Annotated in this window: 24 protein-coding genes; 13 read left to right on the forward strand and 11 right to left on the reverse strand. The window is 67.8% G+C overall.

What is annotated here, in order from left to right; genetic code table 11:
- Positions 1-3: 3 nt before the first annotated feature.
- From ACMUOY_RS16095 to ACMUOY_RS16105, 3 genes are read right to left on the reverse strand one after another with little or no spacing between them, the layout of a single operon-like run.
- Complete coding sequence (locus tag ACMUOY_RS16095) at positions 4-1,761, reverse strand: bifunctional 3-(3-hydroxy-phenyl)propionate/3-hydroxycinnamic acid hydroxylase (protein WP_413893754.1); 1,758 nt, start codon at positions 1,759-1,761, stop codon at positions 4-6.
- A complete protein-coding gene (locus ACMUOY_RS16100) occupies positions 1,758-2,771 on the reverse strand; it encodes a VOC family protein (RefSeq protein WP_413893755.1) in 1,014 nt (337 codons plus the stop codon). Before ACMUOY_RS16100 ends, ACMUOY_RS16095 begins: the two co-directional genes overlap by 4 nt.
- A gap of 14 nt (positions 2,772-2,785) precedes the next feature.
- On the reverse strand, positions 2,786-3,643 hold the full coding sequence (locus ACMUOY_RS16105) for an alpha/beta fold hydrolase (RefSeq protein ID WP_413893756.1): 858 nt from the start codon (positions 3,641-3,643) through the stop codon (positions 2,786-2,788).
- Positions 3,644-3,827: 184 nt separating this feature from the next.
- Between ACMUOY_RS16105 and ACMUOY_RS16110 the strand changes: the two genes are divergently transcribed.
- The gene (locus tag ACMUOY_RS16110) at positions 3,828-4,466 is read left to right on the forward strand and encodes a TetR/AcrR family transcriptional regulator (RefSeq protein WP_413893757.1); all 639 of its coding nucleotides are present in this window, start codon (positions 3,828-3,830) and stop codon (positions 4,464-4,466) included.
- A gap of 15 nt (positions 4,467-4,481) precedes the next feature.
- Complete coding sequence (locus ACMUOY_RS16115; protein WP_413893758.1) at positions 4,482-5,378, forward strand: radical SAM protein; 897 nt, start codon at positions 4,482-4,484, stop codon at positions 5,376-5,378.
- Between the two features lie 3 nt (positions 5,379-5,381).
- Here the strand turns inward: ACMUOY_RS16115 and ACMUOY_RS16120 are convergent, their stop codons facing one another.
- The 3 genes from ACMUOY_RS16120 to ACMUOY_RS16130 form a co-directional block, all read right to left on the reverse strand.
- On the reverse strand, positions 5,382-6,308 hold the full coding sequence (locus ACMUOY_RS16120; protein WP_413893789.1) for a pseudouridine-5'-phosphate glycosidase: 927 nt from the start codon (positions 6,306-6,308) through the stop codon (positions 5,382-5,384).
- A gap of 26 nt (positions 6,309-6,334) precedes the next feature.
- Positions 6,335-7,174, reverse strand: a complete 840-nt coding sequence (locus tag ACMUOY_RS16125; RefSeq protein ID WP_413893759.1) for an isocitrate lyase/PEP mutase family protein — start codon at positions 7,172-7,174, stop codon at positions 6,335-6,337.
- 106 nt (positions 7,175-7,280) lie between these two features.
- On the reverse strand, positions 7,281-8,426 hold the full coding sequence (locus ACMUOY_RS16130; RefSeq protein WP_413893760.1) for a zinc-binding dehydrogenase: 1,146 nt from the start codon (positions 8,424-8,426) through the stop codon (positions 7,281-7,283).
- A gap of 120 nt (positions 8,427-8,546) precedes the next feature.
- On the opposite strand from ACMUOY_RS16130, the gene ACMUOY_RS16135 reads away from it, so the two are divergent.
- From ACMUOY_RS16135 to ACMUOY_RS16160, 6 genes are all read left to right on the forward strand, one after another.
- Positions 8,547-9,035 (forward strand): hypothetical protein, encoded by a 489-nt coding sequence (locus ACMUOY_RS16135; protein WP_413893761.1) that lies wholly within the window; start codon positions 8,547-8,549, stop codon positions 9,033-9,035.
- Between the two features lie 16 nt (positions 9,036-9,051).
- Positions 9,052-9,987, forward strand: coding sequence for a DUF2145 domain-containing protein (locus ACMUOY_RS16140; RefSeq protein ID WP_413893762.1), 936 nt, complete (start codon positions 9,052-9,054; stop codon positions 9,985-9,987).
- On the forward strand, positions 9,984-10,607 hold the full coding sequence (locus tag ACMUOY_RS16145; protein ID WP_413893763.1) for an MSMEG_1061 family FMN-dependent PPOX-type flavoprotein: 624 nt from the start codon (positions 9,984-9,986) through the stop codon (positions 10,605-10,607). The genes ACMUOY_RS16140 and ACMUOY_RS16145 overlap by 4 nt, the downstream gene beginning before the upstream one ends.
- Positions 10,607-11,497 (forward strand): M23 family metallopeptidase, encoded by an 891-nt coding sequence (locus ACMUOY_RS16150; protein ID WP_413893764.1) that lies wholly within the window; start codon positions 10,607-10,609, stop codon positions 11,495-11,497. Before ACMUOY_RS16145 ends, ACMUOY_RS16150 begins: the two co-directional genes overlap by 1 nt.
- A 125-nt stretch (positions 11,498-11,622) precedes the next feature.
- Complete coding sequence (locus ACMUOY_RS16155; protein ID WP_413893765.1) at positions 11,623-12,096, forward strand: YeeE/YedE family protein; 474 nt, start codon at positions 11,623-11,625, stop codon at positions 12,094-12,096.
- Positions 12,093-12,575 (forward strand): DUF6691 family protein, encoded by a 483-nt coding sequence (locus ACMUOY_RS16160; RefSeq protein WP_413893766.1) that lies wholly within the window; start codon positions 12,093-12,095, stop codon positions 12,573-12,575. The genes ACMUOY_RS16155 and ACMUOY_RS16160 overlap by 4 nt, the downstream gene beginning before the upstream one ends.
- Positions 12,576-12,608: 33 nt before the next feature.
- Here ACMUOY_RS16160 and ACMUOY_RS16165 read toward each other — a convergent pair whose 3' ends face one another.
- The 4 genes from ACMUOY_RS16165 to ACMUOY_RS16180 are packed head-to-tail and all read right to left on the reverse strand — an operon-like array spanning position 12,609 to position 14,606.
- Positions 12,609-13,004 carry a VOC family protein gene (locus ACMUOY_RS16165; protein ID WP_413893767.1) on the reverse strand — a complete coding sequence of 132 codons (396 nt, stop codon included), beginning with the start codon at positions 13,002-13,004 and terminating at the stop codon, positions 12,609-12,611.
- A gap of 43 nt (positions 13,005-13,047) precedes the next feature.
- Positions 13,048-13,527, reverse strand: coding sequence for an SRPBCC family protein (locus tag ACMUOY_RS16170; protein WP_413893768.1), 480 nt, complete (start codon positions 13,525-13,527; stop codon positions 13,048-13,050).
- A 60-nt stretch (positions 13,528-13,587) separates the two neighbouring features.
- Positions 13,588-13,941 carry a DUF1428 domain-containing protein gene (locus tag ACMUOY_RS16175; protein ID WP_413893769.1) on the reverse strand — a complete coding sequence of 118 codons (354 nt, stop codon included), beginning with the start codon at positions 13,939-13,941 and terminating at the stop codon, positions 13,588-13,590.
- Positions 13,938-14,606, reverse strand: a complete 669-nt coding sequence (locus ACMUOY_RS16180; RefSeq protein WP_413893770.1) for a TetR/AcrR family transcriptional regulator — start codon at positions 14,604-14,606, stop codon at positions 13,938-13,940. Before ACMUOY_RS16180 ends, ACMUOY_RS16175 begins: the two co-directional genes overlap by 4 nt.
- Positions 14,607-14,844: 238 nt before the next feature.
- On the opposite strand from ACMUOY_RS16180, the gene ACMUOY_RS16185 reads away from it, so the two are divergent.
- Positions 14,845-14,991, forward strand: a complete 147-nt coding sequence (locus ACMUOY_RS16185) for a hypothetical protein (RefSeq protein ID WP_413893771.1) — start codon at positions 14,845-14,847, stop codon at positions 14,989-14,991.
- Positions 14,992-15,037: 46 nt separating this feature from the next.
- Positions 15,038-15,586: a DUF924 family protein gene (locus ACMUOY_RS16190; protein ID WP_413893772.1), complete on the forward strand. Its 549-nt coding sequence runs from the start codon at positions 15,038-15,040 to the stop codon at positions 15,584-15,586.
- A gap of 115 nt (positions 15,587-15,701) precedes the next feature.
- On the opposite strand, the gene ACMUOY_RS16195 is transcribed toward ACMUOY_RS16190, so the two are convergent.
- Positions 15,702-16,607 (reverse strand): SDR family NAD(P)-dependent oxidoreductase, encoded by a 906-nt coding sequence (locus ACMUOY_RS16195; protein ID WP_413893773.1) that lies wholly within the window; start codon positions 16,605-16,607, stop codon positions 15,702-15,704.
- Positions 16,608-16,863: 256 nt separating this feature from the next.
- Here ACMUOY_RS16195 and ACMUOY_RS16200 point away from each other — a divergent pair, with 256 nt between their 5' ends.
- The 3 genes from ACMUOY_RS16200 to ACMUOY_RS16210 all read left to right on the forward strand — a co-directional run bounded on the left by ACMUOY_RS16200 (position 16,864) and on the right by ACMUOY_RS16210 (position 21,079).
- The gene (locus tag ACMUOY_RS16200; RefSeq protein ID WP_413893774.1) at positions 16,864-17,709 is read left to right on the forward strand and encodes a hypothetical protein; all 846 of its coding nucleotides are present in this window, start codon (positions 16,864-16,866) and stop codon (positions 17,707-17,709) included.
- A 127-nt stretch (positions 17,710-17,836) separates the two neighbouring features.
- Positions 17,837-18,814 (forward strand): DUF4105 domain-containing protein, encoded by a 978-nt coding sequence (locus ACMUOY_RS16205; RefSeq protein ID WP_413893775.1) that lies wholly within the window; start codon positions 17,837-17,839, stop codon positions 18,812-18,814.
- A gap of 15 nt (positions 18,815-18,829) precedes the next feature.
- On the forward strand, positions 18,830-21,079 hold the full coding sequence (locus ACMUOY_RS16210; RefSeq protein ID WP_413893776.1) for a patatin-like phospholipase family protein: 2,250 nt from the start codon (positions 18,830-18,832) through the stop codon (positions 21,077-21,079).
- The last annotated feature ends 59 nt before the right edge of the window (positions 21,080-21,138 follow it).

Consider the following 21,138-nt stretch of genomic DNA (forward strand, 5'->3'; position numbering starts at 1 on the left):
GGGTCAGGCGGCCTGGGGCAAGGTGTGAATAGAGGTGGCGGTCTGCGAAACGGGCGCTTGTGCAAGCGCCTGGTCACGGTGCATCTGGCGGGCGAACTCCCGGGTCACCTGCGCAAGCTGTTGACCCGGTACCAGTGCGAACACGAAGCGGTCTGGCCGCACCACCGCCACAAAGCCCTTGCCGGCGCCGCTGCGGCGCCACCAGGTGTGGAAGCTGCCGTCGGGGTCTTCGGCCTCGATCAGGCCTGCGGGCACCGCATGGGTGACCGAACCCTGCGGCAAGCCCCCAAACGGATGGACCGACACGAATGTGGCGCCCATCGACTGCCACAGGGCCCGTGTTTCGTCGTCCAGGGCGCTGCGCGGGTCCGTGCCCGCGCCGATGAGCGCGAAGCCGGGCCCGATCAGTTCATCCAGCAGGCGGCGCCGGCCGTCCGGGCCGCGCAGCAGCGGCTGCGGCATCAGGCGCCCCTCGGCGCCGGCCCGGCGCCTGCGACGCAAGCCGACATAGCGCCCGTTCGAATAGCTCGGCTTCGGGATGAAGTCGCCCTGGCGCACGAAGGTTCCGAGCTTTGGCAGGCGCACCACCACCCGGGTGAGCGCGTTGCGCAGCAAGGTGCCCACCGGGTTGACCATCGACACGAAGTCCTTCATGCGGATGCCTTCGCGCGTCATGGCCGCGGCGTGCGGGCGGCGCTCCTGCTCATAGCTGTCCAGCAGCGCCTCGCCAGCCTGCCCGCGCAGCACCGCGTCGAGCTTCCAGCCCAGGTTGTAGGCGTCGCGCACTCCGGCGTTCATGCCCTGGCCGATGAACTGTGGGGTCATGTGCGCCGCGTCGCCAGCCAGCAGCACCCGGCCTTCGCGCCACCGTTCGGCCATCAGCGCATTGAAGGTGTAGACGAGCGTGCGCAGGATGTGGAACTTGTCGACGTTCACGTGCTTCGACAGGTAGTGGCGCACGGTGTCGGGGTGCTCCATGTGTTCGCGGGTCTGGCCCGGCATCAGCATGAATTCGAAGCGGTGGTGCCCATTGGGCTGCACGCAGCTCACTGTCGGGCAGGTGGGGTCGCAGATGAAATTGAAATACGGCAGGTGGTGCAGGCCGTCGGCCGGGTCCTTGGCCTTGATGTCGACCACCAGCCACGGGTTGGGAAAGCTCTTGCCCGTCATGCCGATGCCCAGCTGGCCGCGCACCGCGCTGCGCCCGCCATCGGCCCCGACCATCCAGCGCGCGCGCAGCGACACCTCGCCGGCGACGGGCTCGGCCCGGGCGCCCGGCGGCTGCGCCGCCTTGCCATACCCGGTGCCTTCGGTCGCGACGTGGAAGAGGTCCACCCCGCCGGCGTCCTGCTCGAAGCGCGTGAGTTCGCGGCCGCGCAGCACCGTCACGTTGGGGTAACGGGCCAGCCCCTCGGCCAGCGCGGTTTCCAGCAGGGGCTGGTAGAAAAAGTTGTTGGCAGGCCAGCCGTGCGGTCGGTGGGTGTTCTTGAGCTGGAACAGCACCGATCCGTCCGGCAGCATCATCTGCACCGGGGCATCCTGCAGCATGTCGGCCGCCAGGGTTTCGGCCATGCCGAAGGACTGGAAGATGCGCAGGCATTCGCCGTCGGTGTAGACCGCCCGCGCGTTGCCGTAGAAGCTCGGCTCGCGTTCCAGCACCAGCACACGGTGCCCGCGCTGTCCCAGGCCGTGTGCCAGGGTCAGCCCCGTGGGCCCGAGGCCGACAATGGCCACATCAAAGGTGTCGACGGCGGCGCTCATGCCTGTGCTCCTGCGACGTATTCCTTGCGGGCGAGCGAGGCCAGGCCGCGGCCCATCTGCCCCAGGCGGGACGCCAGCGTCAGGTTCTCGGGGAAATGGCCCCACAGGCTGATGCCGGCGTAGTGGCCGGGTGTCCAGCCGGTCTCGGCCTCCTCGTGGACGACGATCGGATTCCAGCCGAGCTCGATCTCGAAGCCCGAGGGCGAGGCGACATAGAACGACAGCTCGCGGTCGTTCGGGTGCTGCCCGATGGCGTTGGCGATGGAAAAGCCCATGCCGCGCAGGCGGCGGTAGGCCTCGGTGACGTCATCCAGGCTGAAGGCCTGCAGGTTGAGGTGGTGAATGGCGGTGCGCAGCGGATTCATGCGCGTGCCGCGCGTGGCGGCAATGGCCACCGAGTGGTGGCGCGGGTTCAGCCGCAGAAAGCTCAGCTCCAGCGTGACGCCATTGAGCTTGTCCTCGATGGTGTCGGACAGCCGCGCGTCGAACAGGGTCTGGAAGAAGGCCAGCGCCGCCTCGGGCTCGCGGGTGGTCATGGCGAAATGGCCCAGGCCCATCGTCCCGGTGACGAAGCCACTGGCCCGCATGGCCAGCGGGCCGGTGCCGACCAGCGGGCGGGTGAAAAGCTCGAAGCGCAGCCGCTTCGGGCCGGTGAACGCCCACAGGCGCTCCACGCCGCGTTCGGCCGCTTCGGCGCCGCTGATTTCGCGCACCTCGATGCCGGCCGCGCGCAGGCGGGAGAGCGCCAGTTGCAGCGCATCGTCGCCGTCCAGCTGCCAACCGAAGGCGACCACGTCTTCGGCCGCGCCTTCGCGCACCAGCAGGCGCAGCCGGTGGTGATCGATGCGCATCGCCAGCGCCTGGTCGCCGACAGAGTCGACATGAAGGCCCAGACCGTCCTGGGCAAAGCGCCGCCATTCGGGCAGCTTGCGCGATTCGATCACTACGTAGCCGAGGCTGACGCGGCCGAACAGGCTGGGGGAGGAGGGGTTCTTGACAGGGTTGTTCATGGTCAGTCTCCCGGTCAGGCCGTGACGCTCAGGAAGGCGGTGACGACGGCGTTGAACTCGTCCGCGCGCTCCCACTGCACCCAGTGGCCGGTGCGGCTGAACAGGTAGGCATCACAGGCCGGCATCCTGGCCTGCAGGGCCATGGCGCCCGTGGCCGGGTTCACGCGGTCGGCGGTGCCCCACAGCACCAGCGTGCGGTGCGCAAGCGCCGGCAGGCGCGGGTCGAGCAGGAAGTCCAGCCGCCGGAAGGCCTCCAGGTCCTTGGGTGCGCGCAGCGGCGGGCTGGCCAGGACCTCGGGGTCGATGCTGGCTTCGAAGCGTTCCCGCAGCACCGCCTCGGGGATGCGGCTGCCGTCGAAGACCAGGTCTTCGCAGATGAAGGTGCGCAGCTTCTCCAGCGTCGGCCCTTCGCCCGCGTAGTAGCCGAGCAGGCGCTTGAGCCCTTCGGTCGGGGCCGCCTGGGAGATGCCGATGCCGCCCGGCCCCATCAGCACCAGGCGATCAACGCACCCGGGCTGCTCCAGCGCCATGCGCAGCGCGCAGGCACCGCCGAGCGAGTTGCCGACGACGTGGGCGCGATCGATGCCCAGCGCATCCAGCAGCGCCAGCATGGCCGCTGCCAGGTCGCCGAAGGGGTCCTCGCTGTTCACCCCCTTGCTGGAGCCTCCGTAACCCGGCAGGTCAGGCACCAGAACGCGAAAGCGCGAGGCCAGGGCGTCGATGTTGCGGGCGTAGTTCGACAGGCCCGAGGCGCCCGGCCCGCCGCCGTGCAGCATCAGCACAGGCGGGCCGGCGCCGAACTCGTGCAGGTGGATCTGGCGGTTGCCGAGGGCGACCGTGCGGGCGGTCGGGGATGCTGGGGTGATGCTCATGGGTGAAGGTCTCCTGGGTGGATGGGCGGCAGCCAGAACCTGGAAGCCGCACGATTTAACGAATATGCTCTTGTTTGAACATTATTGTTTAATAAAGACCACAATTGAGCATCCGTGTTTACCCTAGTATTGTTCTTTTTTGAACATTGATGTCCAATTAAAAACAGGTAAAGTCCCATCCATCATGTCCACCGATCCGCAGACCATTCCCCTGAACCAGGCCCGCCGCCGCATCCATGCTGCCGCGATGAAGCTCTTTGCCGAACGCGGCGTCACCAAGGTCACCATCAGCGAGCTGGCCAGCGCCGCCGGCATGGCGCGGGGCACCATCTACAGCCATGTGCCGGATGTGGACAGCCTGTTCGAGGACGTGGCGGCCCAGCTGGCGCGCGAAATGATCGAGCGCGTGGTGGCGGGATTTGCCGGGCTGGCCGACCCGCCGCAACGGCTGGCCATCGGCGTGCGGCAGTACATCCGACGCGCCCACGAAGAACCGCTCTGGGGCCGCTTCATGAGCCGCTTCGGCATGAGCCCGGCGCTGACCCAGGCCCTGCACGGCACCGACCCCATCGCAGACTTCGAAGCCGGCATCGCCTCCGGGCGCTACCGCCTGGCCCACGACCAGCTGCCCGCCATGGTGGGCCTGCTGGCGGGCGCCACCCTGGCGGCCATGCTGCCGGTGCTCGACGGGCGCAGCACCTGGCGCGACATGGGCTCGGACACGGCCGAACTGCTGCTGCGGGCCCTGGGCCTGGAGCCGGCCGAAGCCCGCAGCATCGCGCGCAGCGAGCTGCCGCCCTTGCCGCCGGCACCCGCGATGTGAACGAGGCACGACCCGATGCCCACCTTCCCCATCCGCTACATCGAGCCCGTGTTCCGCCCGCCCAGCGAGGCGGATTCGCTGATCCTGCCCATCACCAACGGCTGCTCGTGGAACAAGTGCACCTATTGCGAGATGTACACCGCGCCGCAGAAGAAGTTCGCGCTGCGCGACGAGGACGAGACGCTGGAATCCATCCGCCGCTTGGGCCAGGGTTACGGTCGGGGGGTACAGCGTGTGTTCCTCGGTGACGGCGACGCCATGGCGCTGTCGACCCGGCGCCTGATGGCGGTGCTGGATGCCATCCGCACCCACCTGCCGGGCGTGCGGCGCATCTCCAGCTACTGCCTGCCGCGCAACGTGCGCAGCAAATCGGTGGCCGACCTGACCGGGCTGCGCGAAGCCGGCCTGTCGCTGGCCTATGTGGGCACGGAGTCGGGCGACGACGAGGTGCTGCGCAAGGTGAACAAGGGCGAAACCTTCGAGACCACCCGCGACGCACTGGACAAGCTGGGCGCGGCCGGCATCACCCGCTCGGTGATGCTGCTCAACGGGCTGGGCGGGCCCACGCTGTCACGCGCCCATGCCGAGAACTCCGCCAGGCTGGCCAACGCCACGCAGCCCGAGTTTCTGGCCACGCTGGTGGTGAGCTTTCCGCAGGGAGAGGAACGCTTTCGCGCGGGCTTCCCCGAATGGGAGCCGCTGGACCTGCCCGCGCTGTTCCGCGAGATGGAGACTTTTCTGCAGGCACTGGAGCTGCGCCGCACCGTGTTCCGCAGCGACCACGCCTCCAACTGGCTGGTGCTCAAGGGCACGCTGGGTGCGGAGAAGGATCGCCTGCTGGCGCAGGTGCGCACCGCGATCGCCGCGCCCCAGAATGCCCCACTGCGCCCGGCCTGGATGCGCGGCCTGTAGCCGTCAGCCGCCGAGCCGCGTCAGCTCGCCTGCCACCGCGGCCGCCAGCCGGGCATTGTTCAGGATCAGCGCGATGTTCGCGGCCAGGCTGTTGCCGCCCGTCAGTTCGTTCACCCGCGCCAGCAGGAAGGGCGTGACGGCCTTGCCGGTGATGCCCTGCACCGCCGCATCCGCCAGCGCCATCTCGATGGCACCATCGATCACCGCGCGCGGCAGCGCATGCGCCTCGGGCACCGGGTTGGCGATCACCATGCCGCCGCGCAGGCCCATCGCCCACTGGGCCTGCAACGCGCGGGCGATCTGCGCCGGCGTGTCCAGCCGCGCGTCCACGGCAAATCCACTGTCGCGCGCGAAGAAGGCCGGCAGCCGGTCGGTGCCATAGCCCACCACCGGCACGCCGTGGGTCTCCAGCACCTCCAGCGTGAGGCGAATGTCCAGGATCGACTTCACGCCCGCGCAGACCACCGCCACCGGCGTGCGTGCCAGTTCCAGCAGGTCGGCCGAGATGTCGAAGCTCTCGCCCGCGCCGCGGTGCACCCCACCGATGCCGCCGGTGGCAAACACCCGGATGCCCGCCAGTGCCGCGATGATCATCGTCGCCGCCACCGTGGTGGCTCCGGTCTGGCCAGCCGCCACAGCCAGCGGCAGGTCGCGCCGGCTGAGCTTGGACACGCTGGGGCCGGCGCGGCCCAGGGATTCGATCTCCGCGCGGCTCAGCCCGGCCTTCAGCCGCCCGTCCACCACGGCAATCGTGGCCGGCACCGCCCCATGCGCGCGCACCTCGCCCTCCACCTGCAGCGCAGTGGCCACGTTCTGAGGATACGGCATGCCGTGGGAAATGATGGTCGATTCCAGCGCCACGACGGCGCGGCCGGCGGCCAGCGCCTCGCGGACCTCGGCTGAACAATCCGGCAATGCCGTGCCGCCCATCGGGTTGGCCATTTCGAATCGTTCCGTCACGACGATCCCACCCCCGGCGCGCTGAACAGCGCATTGAGGTCCTTGCCCGACGCGGCGTCGGCAAAGCCGTCGAAGCGACCCTGCTGCGCCAACAATTGCGCCGAGCGCATGAAGCCGCCCCAGGCCGAACGTGCCAGGGCGCCGCCGACGCTGATGCGCCGCACGCCCAGCGCGGCGATGTCGGCCACGGTCAGTTCGCTGGCGGACCCCACCAGCAGGTTGAGCGGTTTGGGCGCCACCGCCTCCACCAGCGCGACGATCTGCTCGCGCGTGGTCACGCCGGGGGCATACAGGCAGTCCGCCCCGGCATTGGCGTAGGCCTGCAGGCGGGCGATGGTCTCGGCCAGGTCCGGGCGGCCCACCAGGAAACATTCGGCGCGCCCGACCAGCATCGCGCCGCCGCCCGCCCGGTCGATCGCGCCGCGCGCGGCACGGATGCGTTCGACCGCCTCGTCCAGCGTGAACAAGGGCCGGCCCGCATCGCCCGTGGAGTCTTCGATCGACAGGCCCGCCACGCCGGTAGCCACGGCCAGGCGCACGTTCTCCGCCACGCCGGCGGCGTCCGGCGCAAAGCCGTTCTCAAAATCCGCGTTGATGGGCACATCCACTGCCGCCACCATCTCGTGCAGATGGGCCAGCGCCATGTCGCGGGTGATGCCGTTGTCCGCCCGCGCGTGCGACCACGCGAAGCCGGCGCTGGTGGTGGCCAGCGCCTTGAAGCCCAGACTTTGCAGGTAGCGCGCGCTGCCCGCGTCCCAGGGGTTGGGGATCACGAAGCAGCCGGATTGATGCAGCGCGGCGAAGGCGCGGCGCTTGTTGGCGATGTCGGGGCTCATGCGGGGGCTCCTGGTGGGGTGGCGATCGTTTCCGAGCACTTTCAATTCAATAGCAACTTATGACCATTCGACGCTGGGATACCGCCCGTTTGATTCATAAACTGGCTCAGGACGCCCGGTTCGGGTTGATCAGGAACTTGGTGCCGGTCGCACGCTGGCCGTATACGGCGATGGCCTCCAGCTGCAAGGCGTCAGCCAGGGAAATCTCTTTCGTGTAGCTGCTGGCAAAGGTGGTCTTCAGCTCGGCGGCCACGCGCGCCTTCAGCGCCTGCACGGCCTCGGGCCCGATCTTCTGCAGGAACGGAAACAGCAGCCACCCGCCCATGCCCCAGGCAAAGCCGAAGTTGCGCACGAGCTCGGTGGGGCCGGTGTCGAGCCCGCCGTAGATGTAGACCTGCTTGTGGGTGGTGCTGCCATACCGGCTGTATTCGGTGGCCGTGCGATTCAGGGCCGCCTCCATGCAGCCCAGGATCTGGCCCGCCAGCCGGCCGCCGCCAGTAGCGTCGAAAGCGATGGTGGCGCCGGTCTGGACCAAGGCCTCGGTCAGGTCGGCCAGGAAGCTGGGCGCGGACGAGTCGCACACATGCTGCGCGCCCTGCGCCTTCAGCAGCGCCGCCTGCTCGGGCTTGCGCACGATGTTGACCAGGCCAATGCCATCCTTCAGGCAGATGCGGTTCAGCATCTGGCCCAGGTTGGAGGCCGCCGCGGTGTGCACCAGCGCCTTGTGGCCTTCGCGGCGCATGGTCTCGACCATGCCCAGCGCGGTGAGCGGGTTCACGAAACAGGACGCGCCATCGGCCGCGCTCGCGCCCTCGGGCAGCACCAGGCACTGGTCGGCGCGGATGGCGCGGTATTGGGCGTACATCGCCCCGCCCAGCACGGCCACCGTCTTGCCCAGCAGCGCTTGCGCCGCGGGCGATGCGCCGGCCGCCACCACCGTGCCGGCGCCCTCGTTGCCCACGGGCAGGGACTGCCCCACCCGGGCCGCCATGCTCTTCATCGCCCGCTCGGGCACCTGCGCGGAGACGACCGGGCGCGCCAGCGTGCCCGAGACGCGGGCCGTGGCCATGTCGGCCGCACCGAACAGCAGGCCGATGTCCGACGGGTTGATGGGTGTGGCCTCGACGCGCACGATGACCTCGTCGGCGGCCGGCTCGGGCGTCGGCACCTCGTGCAGCGAAATCTCCAGTTCGCCCTCGGGCTTGATGAGCGAGCGCAGTTGCAGTCCGGTGGGGGCCAGGGAATGGGTCATGGGGTCTCCTCGGTGTTTGAAATTCACTCTAGCACAGGGCCTGCGCCGGCGCGCCCGGCGGCGCTCGCGCGCCAATGCCGCTATGCTTGATCGCATCGATCCACTCCCATTGCGACCTTCATGCAGCACTTCCTGAAGCACGCCCGGCCCGCTGCCACCGCCCTGGCGCTGGCCCTGGCCACCGGGGCCGCCCTGGCCGACAGCACCTCGTCGGCGGCCAGCTCGACCTCCGCCTCGCTCGGCAGCTCGTCGACCTCGCTGGGCAAGTCCAGCGACGGCTCCTCGTCGTCCAAAGACAAGGTGGCCCAGGGCCCCTACACCCTGGTCGAGATGGTGGCGCTGGCCGACCAGCCGGACCAGGTGCAGCTGCGCCTGGCGCCGGTGGCGGCCGCGACCACCGGTACGCCCGCACCGACCGGTTTCACGCTGACGCTGCCGCGCGAAACGGCCGAGCGCGCGCGGCTGGCGGTCGGGCAGGTGATCACCGCCGAGCACCGGCCCTACGGGCTGGCCTTTGCCACCGGCGCCACCGGCGCGCAGGCGCCCTTCTACCTCGTGCTGGACGACGCCTGGTACCGCGAACTGGCCAGCCGCCCGGTCGGTGCCTGAACGCCGAATCGTCATTGTGCGTAGCGCGCTTGCGCTCGGCCTGGCGCTGATCGCCCGCGCCAGCCTGGGCGCCTCGCTCGATTTCTGCCACGGTCCGTCCGAGCCCGGCGCTGCGGCGCAGGACCGTCTGATCCAGGTCGCCGCGCTCGTGAAGGCGGAGCTGGACCAGTCCGGCGCGCAGATGGCGCTGGTGTCGCGCTCGGGGCTGGCGCTGCAGCGCCTGGACCAGCGCTACTCCCATGCTGGCGTGAGCCTGAAGGCCAGCGACAACGCCCCCTGGTCGGTGCGCCAGCTCTATTACGCCTGCGACGAGCAGCGCCCGCGCCTGTTCGACCAGGGCATGAGCGGTTTCGTGATGGGCGCCAACGATCCGGACGAGGGCTACCTGTCGATCGTGCTGCTGCCCAATGCGGCCGCCGCGCCGATCGAACGCGCCACGCGCGACGACCAGCAGGCGCTCAAGCTGCTCGGCGACACCTACAGCGCCAACGCCTACGCCTTCAGCACCCGCTACCAGAACTGCAACCAGTGGCTGGCCGAGCTGATGGCCAGCGCGTGGGCACCCGCCGCCGACGCCGGCGAGAACCGCACGCGCGCGCAGCAGGCGCTGATCGAGGCCGGCTACACGCCCACCGAGCTGGTCGTGGGCTGGCAGCCGCTGGTGTGGCTGGCCGGGCAGATCCGCTGGCTGCACACCGACGACCACCCCGTCGATGACCTCGCGGCTGCGCGTTTTCGCGTGAGCATGCCGGCGTCGATCGAGGGCTTCGTGCGCCAGCAGGTCCCCGACGCCCGGCGCATCGAGCTCTGCTACACCGCCACGCAGGTGGTCATCCATCGCGGCTGGACACCGATCGCGGCCGGTTGCCAGCCGGGGCCGGGTGACGAGGTCGTTGCGCTGACCGGCGGCGGTCGTACCATGGCGGCCACGACCACCGGAGACCTGTTATGAGCACCCTCATCACCCGAATCGACGACCTGCGCGCTCTCTACGGCCCCGCGCGCGAGCGGTCGGTCAAGAAGGAGCTGCCGCAACTCGATGCACACGCTGTGCGCTTCATCGGGCTGGCGCCGCTTGTGGTGCTGGCCAGCAGCGGGGCCGACGGGGCCATGGACGCCTCGCCGCGCGGTGGCGAACCGGGTTTCGTGAAGGTGGTGGAGGCCGGCACGCTGCTGATCCCTGACGCGCCGGGCAACAACCGGCTGGACACGCTGGAAAACATCATCCAGACCGGCTCGATCGGCCTGCTGTTCCTGGTGCCGGGGGTGGACGAGACGCTGCGCGTCAACGGCCGCGCGGTGCTGTCCACCGATGCGGGCGAGCGGGAGCGCTGCGCCGATGCGCGCCGCGTGCCCCCGCTGGTGATCCGCGTGACGGTGCAGGCCAGCTACCTGCATTGCGCCAAGGCGCTGATGCGCTCGGCGCTGTGGGATGCCAGCCGCCACGTGGAACGCACCATCCTGCCCAGCATGGGCGAGATGCTGCGCGACCAGATCGGCGAGCGCATGGGCCCGGACACGGTGTTCGAGAACCAGGCGCAGATGCTGGAGCGCTACCGGCAGACGCTGTGATGAACCCAAGACCCCTCGCCTTCACCCGCCGCACCGCCCTGCTGGCCGCCGCGGGCGCGCTGGCACCCATGCTGGACGCCCACGCCGCCAAGGCCGCCCAACCCGCCAATCCTGCGGATCACCCCCCCACCGCCTGGCCAATCGCCTCGCCGGTGCCCGGCGGCATTGCGCGCCTGGCCCTGGGGCCAGCGTCGACGCGCCCGCAGGCGTTTGCCGCAGAGGTGCCGGTGCTGGTGCTGGGCGACGCACGCGCGTGGACCGCCATCGTCGGCATCCCGCTGTCGGCCACGCCGGGCGCGGCAAAGATTGTGGTGCGCGCGGCCGATGCGGAACGCACGCTGGGCTATGACATCAGGCCCAAACGCTACGTGGAGCAGCGCCTGACGGTGTCGCCCCGCACGGTGGACCTTGCCCCCGACGACCTGGCGCGCCACGAGCGCGAGCGCGCGCACCAGCAGCAGGTGATGGAGACCTTCCGCGAGCCCTTCCCGCGCGCGGCCGACCTGCACATGCAGGTGCCGGTGCCGGGACGCCGCTCCAGCTCCTTCGGGTTGCGGCGGGTGTTCAACGGCCAGCCGCGCGCCCCGCACAGCGGCATGGACATCGCCGCGGCCACCGGCACGCCGGTGGTGGCGCCCTTGCCGGGGCGGGTGATCGACACCGGCGACTATTTCTTCAACGGCCAGACCGTCTGGCTGGACCACGGCGGCGGGCTGCTGAGCATGATGTGCCACCTGAGCGCCATCGACGTGAAGTTGGGCGACGCGCTGGCCACCGGCGAGCGCCTGGGCGCCGTGGGCGCCACCGGCCGCGTAACGGGGGCGCACCTGCACTGGGGCGTGATGCTGAACCGCACGATGGTGGACCCGGCGCTGTTTCTGGATGCCTGAGGGTTATCAATTTTGATAGCAAGATACGACCGCAAGAGGCGGGGTTGATGCTGTTCTGATGCCATTGTCGGGTCTCTGAGGCGGCGCGACACGGCGCATCGGCAACCCGCCGATAATCCACGCCCATGACTTTGAGCCTTTCCCTTTTTCCCCTCGGCTGGCAGCACTACCTGGCCGGCGGTTTGCTGGCGGGTGCCGGTGTGGCGCTGTTGTTCGTCCTGACCGGCCGCATCGGCGGCATGAGCACCGTGTTCTCGAGTACCTGGTCCTATGCGGTGCAGCGGCCCTTCTTCCAGCAGGCGCGCTTCGTGGATTCACGTGGCTGGCGGCTGGTGTACGCGGCCGGGCTGATACTGGGCGCCCTGCTGTGGTGGCTGGGCGTTGCCGGTGGCCAGGCGCAGGCCACGGCGGTGCCCACCTGGCAGCTCGTCGTGGGCGGCTTCTTCGTGGGCTATGGCGCGCGGCTTGGCAATGGCTGCACCTCGGGCCATGGCATCTGCGGGCTGGGTTCGCTGCAGCTTCCCTCTCTGATGGCAGTGGCGACCTTCATGGGCACGGCCTTTCTCACGGCCAACCTGGCGGCGAGGTGGCTGCCATGAGCGCCGCGCCAGGCCTTGCCAAGCCGGCTCCCGCCGCTGCGCCCAAGCGCGAAGCCACCCCAGCGAGCCCGGTCAGCCTCTTTCGCGCCCTGGCCACGCTGGCCTCGGGCGCGCTGTTCGGTTTCGGGCTGTCGTATGCCGGGATGATCCGCCCCGAGGTGGTACTGAGCTTTCTGCGCTTCCAGGACTGGGGCCTGTTGCTGGTGATGGGCGGCGCCGTGATGGTGGTTGTGCTGGTCTACCAGCTGGCGCCGCGCCTGATGGCACGTCCGGTGCTGGACGACCATTTCCATCGCCACCCCAGCAGCTGGAACCGCGACACCGCCCTTGGCGCCGCGCTGTTCGGTGTGGGCTGGGGCCTGTGCGGCGTCTGCCCCGGCCCGGCCATCGCAGGCCTGGGCACCGGCAACTGGGACCTGTTGTGGGCGCTCGGCGGCATCAGCCTGGGCGCGCTTGCGCACGGGCTTCGCGCACGCTGACCGCGCCGCCGGGGGTGGCGCTGCGGAAGACGCTCAGGCCGGGCGCGTCAACGGCTGCAGCATGCTGACGCGGTTGCCCTCGGTGTCCATGAACGACACGTACTGGCCGATGCCGGGAATCTCCATCGGTTCGCCTAGCACTTCACCGCCCGCCGCCGCCACCTGCTGCATCGCGGCGCCGATGTCGTCCACCGCGATCACGACCGACGGGTGCTGCGCCGGCCACTCAGGCTTGCGCTCATAGAAGCCACCGTTGATCGTGCCGGGCGTGCTGACCATGCCGTCCACCGTTTCGGTGGTGTGCGCCACCACGTAGTGGCCCATCTCCTCGCCCAGCATCTGGGTCTGCCAGCCAAAGGCGGACTGGTAGAAGGCCGCCATGCGCTGGCGGTTGTCATACGGCATTTCAAAATGAACGACGGGATTCATGGCGAGGTCTCCTTGGGTGGGTTGTGTGGGCGGTAAAACGGGTTTACAGGGTGGCCGCCAGCGCGGCGAGCTGGTCAGTGGCGATGCCCCAGCCCTGGTAAAAGCCCATGGCCTCGTGGGCGGCGTTGTCTTCGGCGCTCCAGTGGCGGGCGCGCGCGGTGTAGCGCGTCTGGCCGGCCTCATCCTCGAAGGTCAGGATGCCGGTGAAGAACGGTTTGGCCGACGGCACCCAGGCCGAGGTGAAGGCGTCGGTGAACACCAGCCGCTCGTTCGGCACCACTTCGAGGTACACGCCCCGGTTGGGCATCTGCGTGCCGTCCGGCCCCTGCATGATGATGAGGCTTGAGCCCCCGGCGCGAACGTCCGTCTCGGCGTGAATGGTCTTCCAGGGCGGCGGCGTGAACCACTGGGTAATGAGGGCCGATTCGGTCCAGCATCGAAAGAGTTGGTGGCGCGGCACGGGGATCAGGCGGGTGATCACGAGTTCATGCACGGCGGTGGTGTCAGCGGCGGTTTCGGCCATGGGGGCTTTCCTTGTGGTTGGGGGAAACGGATGTCGGCACGTGGCCGGGCCCGTCAGCGATCAGGCCTGCAGCAGGACTTCAAAGCCGCCATAGATCAGCCGGCGGCCGTCGAACGGGATCGTGCGTTCGGCATCGGCCATGTGCGGGTCGGCCATTACCGCCTTCCAGCCCGCATCACGCACCTCGCGCGACGGCCAGCTGACCCAGGAAAACACCACCGTCTCGTCATCGCGGCACTGGACCGCCAGCGGGAAGGAGGTGAGCTTGCCGGGCGGCACGTCATCGCCCCAGCACTCGACGACGGCGGTGGCACCCGCTTGGCGGAACAGGACCGCGACGTCTGCGGCATGCTGGCGGTACTCGTCGCGCTTGGCGGTCGGCACCGGGGTCACGAATCCATCAACATAGCTCATGGGGGAGTCTCCTTCAGGGTGAAAGCCGGCGCGTCATCGGCGCCCAGCAGGTGCGCGACATGCTGTCGCAGGTGATCGATGCACGGGAACACGACGTCGGCGCTGCCCTGCGCCTTGGCCAGGATGAAGGCGCCCTGCAGCGTGGCCTGGGTGAACAGCGCCACGGCCTCGGGGTCCCAGGGTGCGTCCGGCGCGTACAGCGCCTTGGCCAGCGCCAGGTCGCGCGCCACCGTCTGGGCGTGGCCATGGATGCCGGCGTCACAGGCCTGGCGCAGGCGCGGCCAGGTCTCGAACGTTTCCTGCACCATCGTGCCGAGCAGGCAGGTGAATTCCGGCGGCGCGCCACGAATGAGCGCCTTGCGCAGATCGAGGTAGGCGAGCACGCGGTCCCGCGGGTCGGGCAGTTGCTGGTGGGGCGCCTGCGCGAACAGGCCGCCGGTGACGCGGTTCCAGTGCTCCACCGCAGCCAGCGCCATCGCTTCCTTGCTCTTGAAATGGTGGAAAAAACTGCCCTTGGTCACCCCCGCCGCCGCGCAGACATCGTCGACCGTGGTGGCGGCGTACCCCTTGGTCCGGATGACCTGCACGGCCGCATCGAGCAGGCGCGAGCGGGGATCCGCCGCGCTCGCGGCAGTTTTCGGGGGGGTGGAAGCGACAGCACTCATACCATACCGACTGGTTGGTATGGATCCTATCGAACAAGAATTGACGCGTCAAGCACCCTGTGGGTTCGGGAGAAACCCCACCATCAACTATCTTATTGATAGCAATTGATGACCCAATCACGCTAGGGTCGTGCCATTTTTGTTCCGAAATCGGCGAACGGGGTTGTTTCTGGTTTCCGGACCGTCCGGGTTTCTGCCGTACCATGCAAGTCTCCCCAATCCACCCATCGGAGGCACCATGGCCAAAGGCGAGCAACATTCTGAGAAATTGAAGAAGAAGCCGAAACAGGACAAGTCCCCCACCAAGCCGCCGGTCGTTTCAGACCGCCCCACCCCGCCGGTCACGACCGTGGTGCCGGTGCGCGGCAAGCTGAAGAACAAGTGAGCGCGAGGATGACCGGTGATGTCGCGCCCAGCGCGGGCGGCACGGCATGACCATCGCGTCAGCCGCAGCCGTGCTGGACTTCTGGTTCAACGAACTGGACGACGCTCGGCGCTTTGCCAAGAACCCGGCCCTCGATGCGGCCATCGGCGAGCGCTTCGGCGCCACGCTACTGGCGGCCATTCTCGGTGAGCTGGAGGCCTGGCGGCAGGCGCCTGAAGGGCGGCTGGCCGAGATCATCGTGCTGGACCAGTTCTCCCGCAACGTCTGGCGCGACACACCGCGTGCCTTCTCGCAGGACCCGCAGGCACTGTGCCTGGCGCAGGAGTTCGTGCGCACCGGCCAGGACCCCGCCCTGACCCCTGCGCAACGGGCCTTCGCCTACATGCCTTATATGCACAGTGAGTCGCGCCTGATTCACGAGCAGGCCGTGGCGTTGTTCTCGCAGCCGGGGCTGGAAGGCTCGCTGGCCTTCGAGCGGCGCCATCAGGCCATCATCGAGCGCTTCGGTCGCTACCCGCATCGCAATGCGATCCTGGGGCGGGTTTCCACGCCCGAAGAGATCGCCTTCCTGGCCGAGCCGGGCTCGTCTTTCTAGCGCACCCGTTCGCACGGGTTTGCATTCAGTCGCAGAACAAGGCGCGAAGCCGAAGACAGTGCTGCAGCACGGCGAGGCAAAGCAACGCCGTGCTGCGTTTGAAGGCGAATCCGTGTCAGGCCGCGTTGCGCGCCAGGCGCAGTTCGTTGGCCCCCTGCACGGCCCCGCTGCCGGGCACCACCTCGCCGGCGCGGTCGGTCACCTCGGCCAGGCGCTCTGCCAGCTGCTCGGGCGCGTCGGGGCCATCGCCGATGTAGACACCCTGGGTCAGCGTGATGTGGGCCGCCTCGAATCCGCCCGCACCGGCGCACAGTGTGGTGCGCGTGGGCGCGCCCTCGCTGGCCAGCACCAGCATGGCCGGCACCACGTTGTGCGGCCCGAAGGCGGGCAGCATGTCGGCGGGGAACAGGTCTTCGGTCATGCGCGTGGCGGCGGTGGGCGCCAGGCTGTTGACGCGAATGCCCTGGCGCTCGCCTTCGATCGCCAGGGTTTGCATCAGGCCCACCAGCGCCAGCTTGGCGGCGCCGTAATTGGTCTGCCCGAAATTGCCGAACAGGCCGCTGGACGAGGTGGTCATGACGACGCGCCCGTACTGCTGCGCCACCATGTGTGGCCACACCGCCTTGCAGCCATGCACCGCGCCCATCAGGTGCACCTCGACCACGGTGCGGAAGTCCGCGACGTCCATCTTGGCGAAAGACTTGTCGCGCAGAATGCCCGCGTTGTTGACGAGGATATCGACCCGTCCCCAGGCGTCGATGGCCTGCTGCACCATGGCCTGCACCGCGGCAAAGTCGGTCACCGAGGCGCCGTTGGCAAGGGCTTCACCCCCGGCGGCGCGGATTTCATCCACCACCGCCTGCGCCGCCGAGACCGAGCCGCCCGTGCCGTCCACCGCGCCCCCGAGGTCGTTGACCAACACCTTGGCCCCGCGCGCAGCCAGTGCCAGTGCATGCTGGCGTCCCAAGCCGCCGCCGGCGCCGGTCACGATGGCCACGCGGCCCTTGAACTGAATGCTCATGCTGTTTTCTCCATGACGGATATTCGATCGGGTGCATTGTCGCGCTGCGCGGGCGCACCGACCGTCGTCCATGCGACCGCGTCGCCTGTGACGGCGTCGGGGAACGCCGACGAGAAGGCCGTCGCGTGCCCGCCACAGGCGCTGGCAAAAACCCCCATCAGGCCGTGGAGGACCTCAAGGCGCTTGATGCGCCGGCCGGCCGGCTGTCACAATGCTCCACCTTCCCTCGTCTTGTCTTTCGAAAAAAGGGCCTTCCATGAACATCCCGTCTTCCTTCAAATTCAGCCTGGCCGCGCTGGCCACCGCCGGTGCTGCACTGGCCCCCGCCGTCTCCCATGCACAGACCCAACCGGCGGCAATGGGCGCCAGCGAATGGAAGACTGCGTTGACGCTCTACGCGTACCTGCCGACGATCGGCGGCTCGACCTCATTTCCCACCTTGCCAGGCAACCCGAGCCCCAGTATCAGCGTTGACGGCAGCACCATCATCGATCACCTGAAGATGACCTTCATGGGTTCGCTGGATATTCACAATGGAAAGTGGGGCGCGTTCAATGACATCCTGTACCTCGATGTGGGCGGTAACAAGTCCAATGTCCGCAACTTCAGCGTGGACGGCGTGCCGGCCAACGTGACTGCCGACATGAGCCTGGACATCAAGGGCACGATCTGGACCGTGGCCGGCGAGTACCGGATGGCGACCAGTGATCCGGCCTTCACCGTGGATGTGCTGGCCGGCGCGCGCATGTTCAACATGAAGAACACCCTGGGCTGGAACTTCACGGGCACCGCCGGATCGCATCCGCTGGCAGGTCGCAGCGGCTCCACCGCCGTCAGCGACACCCTCTGGGACGCCATTGTCGGCGTCAAGGGCAATTACACCTTCGGCGCCGAGCGCCAATGGTTTGTCCCGTTCTACTTCGACATCGGTACCGGCCAGTCGGACCTGACCTACCAGATCGTCGGCGGTATCGGCTACCGGTACAAGTGGGGTGATGTCGTGGCTGCCTGGCGTTACCTGGACTACAACATGAAGTCGGGCAAGCCCATCGAGACGATGAACTTCAACGGCCCCATGATCGGGGCCACCTTCCGCTGGTAAGACCTGCTCCTTGGGCGGGAACAGGCCTGGGGCGTTGAATGCGCGCTCGTCGCGATGTATGGGTCCCCACTGAATCCAGCCCTCCGCTGTTCGTATAAAAATGGTTCGAATCGCCACTCTGACCGGCTTGCTCCTGTTGGCCCTCCTGATGGCGGTATCCGGGGCCTGGGCGACGCTGGCCTTGGCCATTGCCGGCCCTCATGTCGCCTGGATGCGCATTGGGCCGGCAGTCCTCGCCGGGCTGGCCACCGTCGCCTTTCTGGCTGCGCTGATGATTCCGCGATGGCGCTGGAAGGCCGTCGCTGCCTGGCTGCTCATGATGGGGGGGGTGCTGGTCTGGTGGAACAGCCTGATCCCCTCGAACGATCGAGACTGGCTGCCCAACGTGGCGCGCACGCCCTGGGCGACGGTTTCGGGTGACACCGTCACTGTCCACAACATCCGCAACTTCACCTATCGCACCGAGACCGATTTCACGCCCGCCTGGTACGACAAGACCTATGACCTGCGCAAGCTCGAAGGCATCGATATCGTGACCTCGTACTGGATGGGCCCGGACATTGCCCACGTGTTCGTGAGCTTTGCCTTTGCTGGTGGCGAGCACCTGGCCATGTCCATCGAGACGCGAACCGAAAAAGGCGAAGGTTACTCAGCCATCAAGGGTTTCTTCCGCCAGTACGAGCTCTACTACGTGGTGGCCGACGAGCGCGACGTCATCGGCCTGCGCACCAACTATCGCCGCGACCCGCCTGAGGACGTCTATGTCTACCGCATCAAGAGCAATCCTGAGGGCCGGCGTGCCTTCTTCCTGGAATACGTCAGGCAGATCAACGCCTTGAAGGACCACCCCGAGTTCTACAACAGCCTGACGACCAACTGCACCACCAACATCTGGACGAACAGCCACGTCAATCCGGGGCACCTCCCATTGAGCTGGAAGATACTTGCCAGCGGTCATGTCCCGGAATACCTGTTCGAAAACGGACGCCTGGAAGACCCTGGCCTGACTTTTGCTGACATCCAGCGACGCGCCCACATCAATGCCCGCGCAAAGGTGGCGGGCATCGTGCCGGACTTCTCGCAACGCATCCGCAAACCGGAATAGAAACTGGACATCGACATGCGAACCCCTCTTTGCAAGGCACTGGCTGGCGTCGGACTGCTGGCGGCCACCCTGATCGCCACGGGTGCCCATGCTGCCGACGCCGCGCCGGACGCCGGCGCAAACGTGACACCTGCCAAGCGACCGAAGGTATGCCTCGCGCTCTCGGGCGGCGGAGCACGGGGCGCAGCCCATATCGGGGTGCTCAAGGTTCTCGAGCAGTACCGGGTGCCCATCGACTGCATCGCCGGCACCAGCATGGGATCGCTCGTGGGCGCGGCCTACGCGACCGGCATGACGATCGCGGAGATGGACGAAATTACGAGCTCCATCACCACCGAGCTGCTGTTCAAGGAAAACCCGCCGCGCGAAGAGCTTTCCATGCAGCGCAAGGCAGACGATTACTCGCTACTGTTCGGCCCGGAGATCGGGCTGGTCGGAAAATCCTTCAAGTTCCCAAAGGGCGTGGTGACCGGGGTACAGCTGGAGACCGTGCTGCGCAAGCTCTCCAAGGTCAAGGGCTTCCACCGGTTTGACGATCTGGCCATCCCCTTCCGTGCGGTGGCCACAGACCTCGTGACCGGAAAGGCGGTCGTGTTCAAGGAGGGCGAGCTCGCCAACGTGATGCGGGCCAGCATGTCAGTGCCCGGCGCGATTGCGCCGGCTGAATTCGGCGGCATGATCCTGGTGGACGGCATGCTGACGGAGAATCTGCCGGTGCAGGTCGCGCGCTCCCTGGGCGCCGACATCGTCATCGCAGTCAATGTGGGCACGCCCCTGCTCACGCGTGATCAACTCGGCGGGATTTTCGGCGTGGCCGGCCAGATGGTCAGCATCCTGACCGAACAGAACGTGCAGGCTTCGATTGCGCTGCTAAAGCCCACCGATCTGCTGATCTCACCGGAACTGGGCAACTACACCACAGCCGATTTCGATGCGCTGGCCAAGATTGCAGTGCTGGGCGAGCCAGCCGCCGAAAAAGTGGCCGGTCGGCTGAAGGAGCTTTCCTTGCCGCCTGCGGCCTACGCCGCCCTGCGGCAGCGCCAGACCGTGGCCCAGTCGCCCGATCTGCGAATCGTCGACGAGATCCGGGTCGTGGACCTCAAACGTGTAAACCCGGAAACCGTCATTGCCGACATGGAAACAGTGGCAGGCAAACCGATCAACCAGGAGGTGCTGGACCGGGACATGCGTCGCATCTACGGCACCGGTGATTTCGAGCATGTCAACTACACCCTGATCGACGAACCCGGCAGACGGGTACTCGCGGTCGATGCGGTGGAAAAATCATGGGGCCCCGACTACGTCCGCTTCGGCATCGGCCTGTCCAGCGACTTCAGCAGCCAGTCTTCGTTCTTCAACCTGGCGGCCAGCTACCGCAAGACCTGGATCAACTCGCTGGGCGCCTCCTGGCGAAACATGGTGCAGTTCGGGTTCAACAACATGGTGGCCAGCGAGTTCTACCAGCCACTCAACGCCGAGGGCGAGTACTTCGTCGCGCCGACCATCAGCTATCTGACCCGTCCCGTGTACCTCTACCAAGGCAAGAACAACGTCGCGAGCTACAACTTCAGCTCGGCCCAGCTCGGGCTGGCGCTCGGTGCCAATTTCAAGCGTTACGGGGAATTGCGTATCGGGCTCATTGGAGGAAGCCTGAAACCCCAGCTCGAGACCGGCTCGGTCTTTCTGGCGCCCGATGAAGATCGCATTCGGCAGGGCGCCATCAACGCAACGTTGTTGCTGGACCGGCTGGACAACGTGCACTTCCCAAGGTCCGGCTGGCGCTTCGGTGCCAATGTGTACAGCTCGAACACGGGCCTTGGCGCGGACCAGAGCTACAACCGGTGGACGGCTGACGGCACCGCAGCCTACTCGATGGGCGACCACACCTTCAATGTCGCCTTCAAGGCCGGAGGCAAGTTGGGCGGTGAAGGACTGCCGCTCTACAGTTGGTTCCAGTGGGGTGGTTTCCTGCAGCAGTCCGGTTACAAGACCGGACAGTTGTACGGCAACAGCATGACCTATGGCCGGGTCATGTATTACCACCGGATCATGCGCGGAACCATCCTGGATGGTGCCTACGGCGGCATGTCACTGGAGCTTGGCCGCTATGGCGTGCCGCTGCTGCCGGATGCGCCGACCGGGCTGGTGACCTCGGGCAGTCTGTTCATCGGGGCCGACACCCCCATCGGACCTGCCTACCTGGGCTATGGGCGCGCGATGGATGGCAACCAAAGCTTCTACTTCTTCCTGGGCAAGGCGTTCTGATCGAACGGCGCGGCGCGAAGCATTCGCTGGAAACTAAAACGGGGTGCATTTCGCATCCC

Source organism: Candidatus Skiveiella danica, assembly GCF_022705245.1.
Lineage (GTDB): Bacteria > Pseudomonadota > Gammaproteobacteria > Burkholderiales > Burkholderiaceae_C > Skiveiella > Skiveiella danica.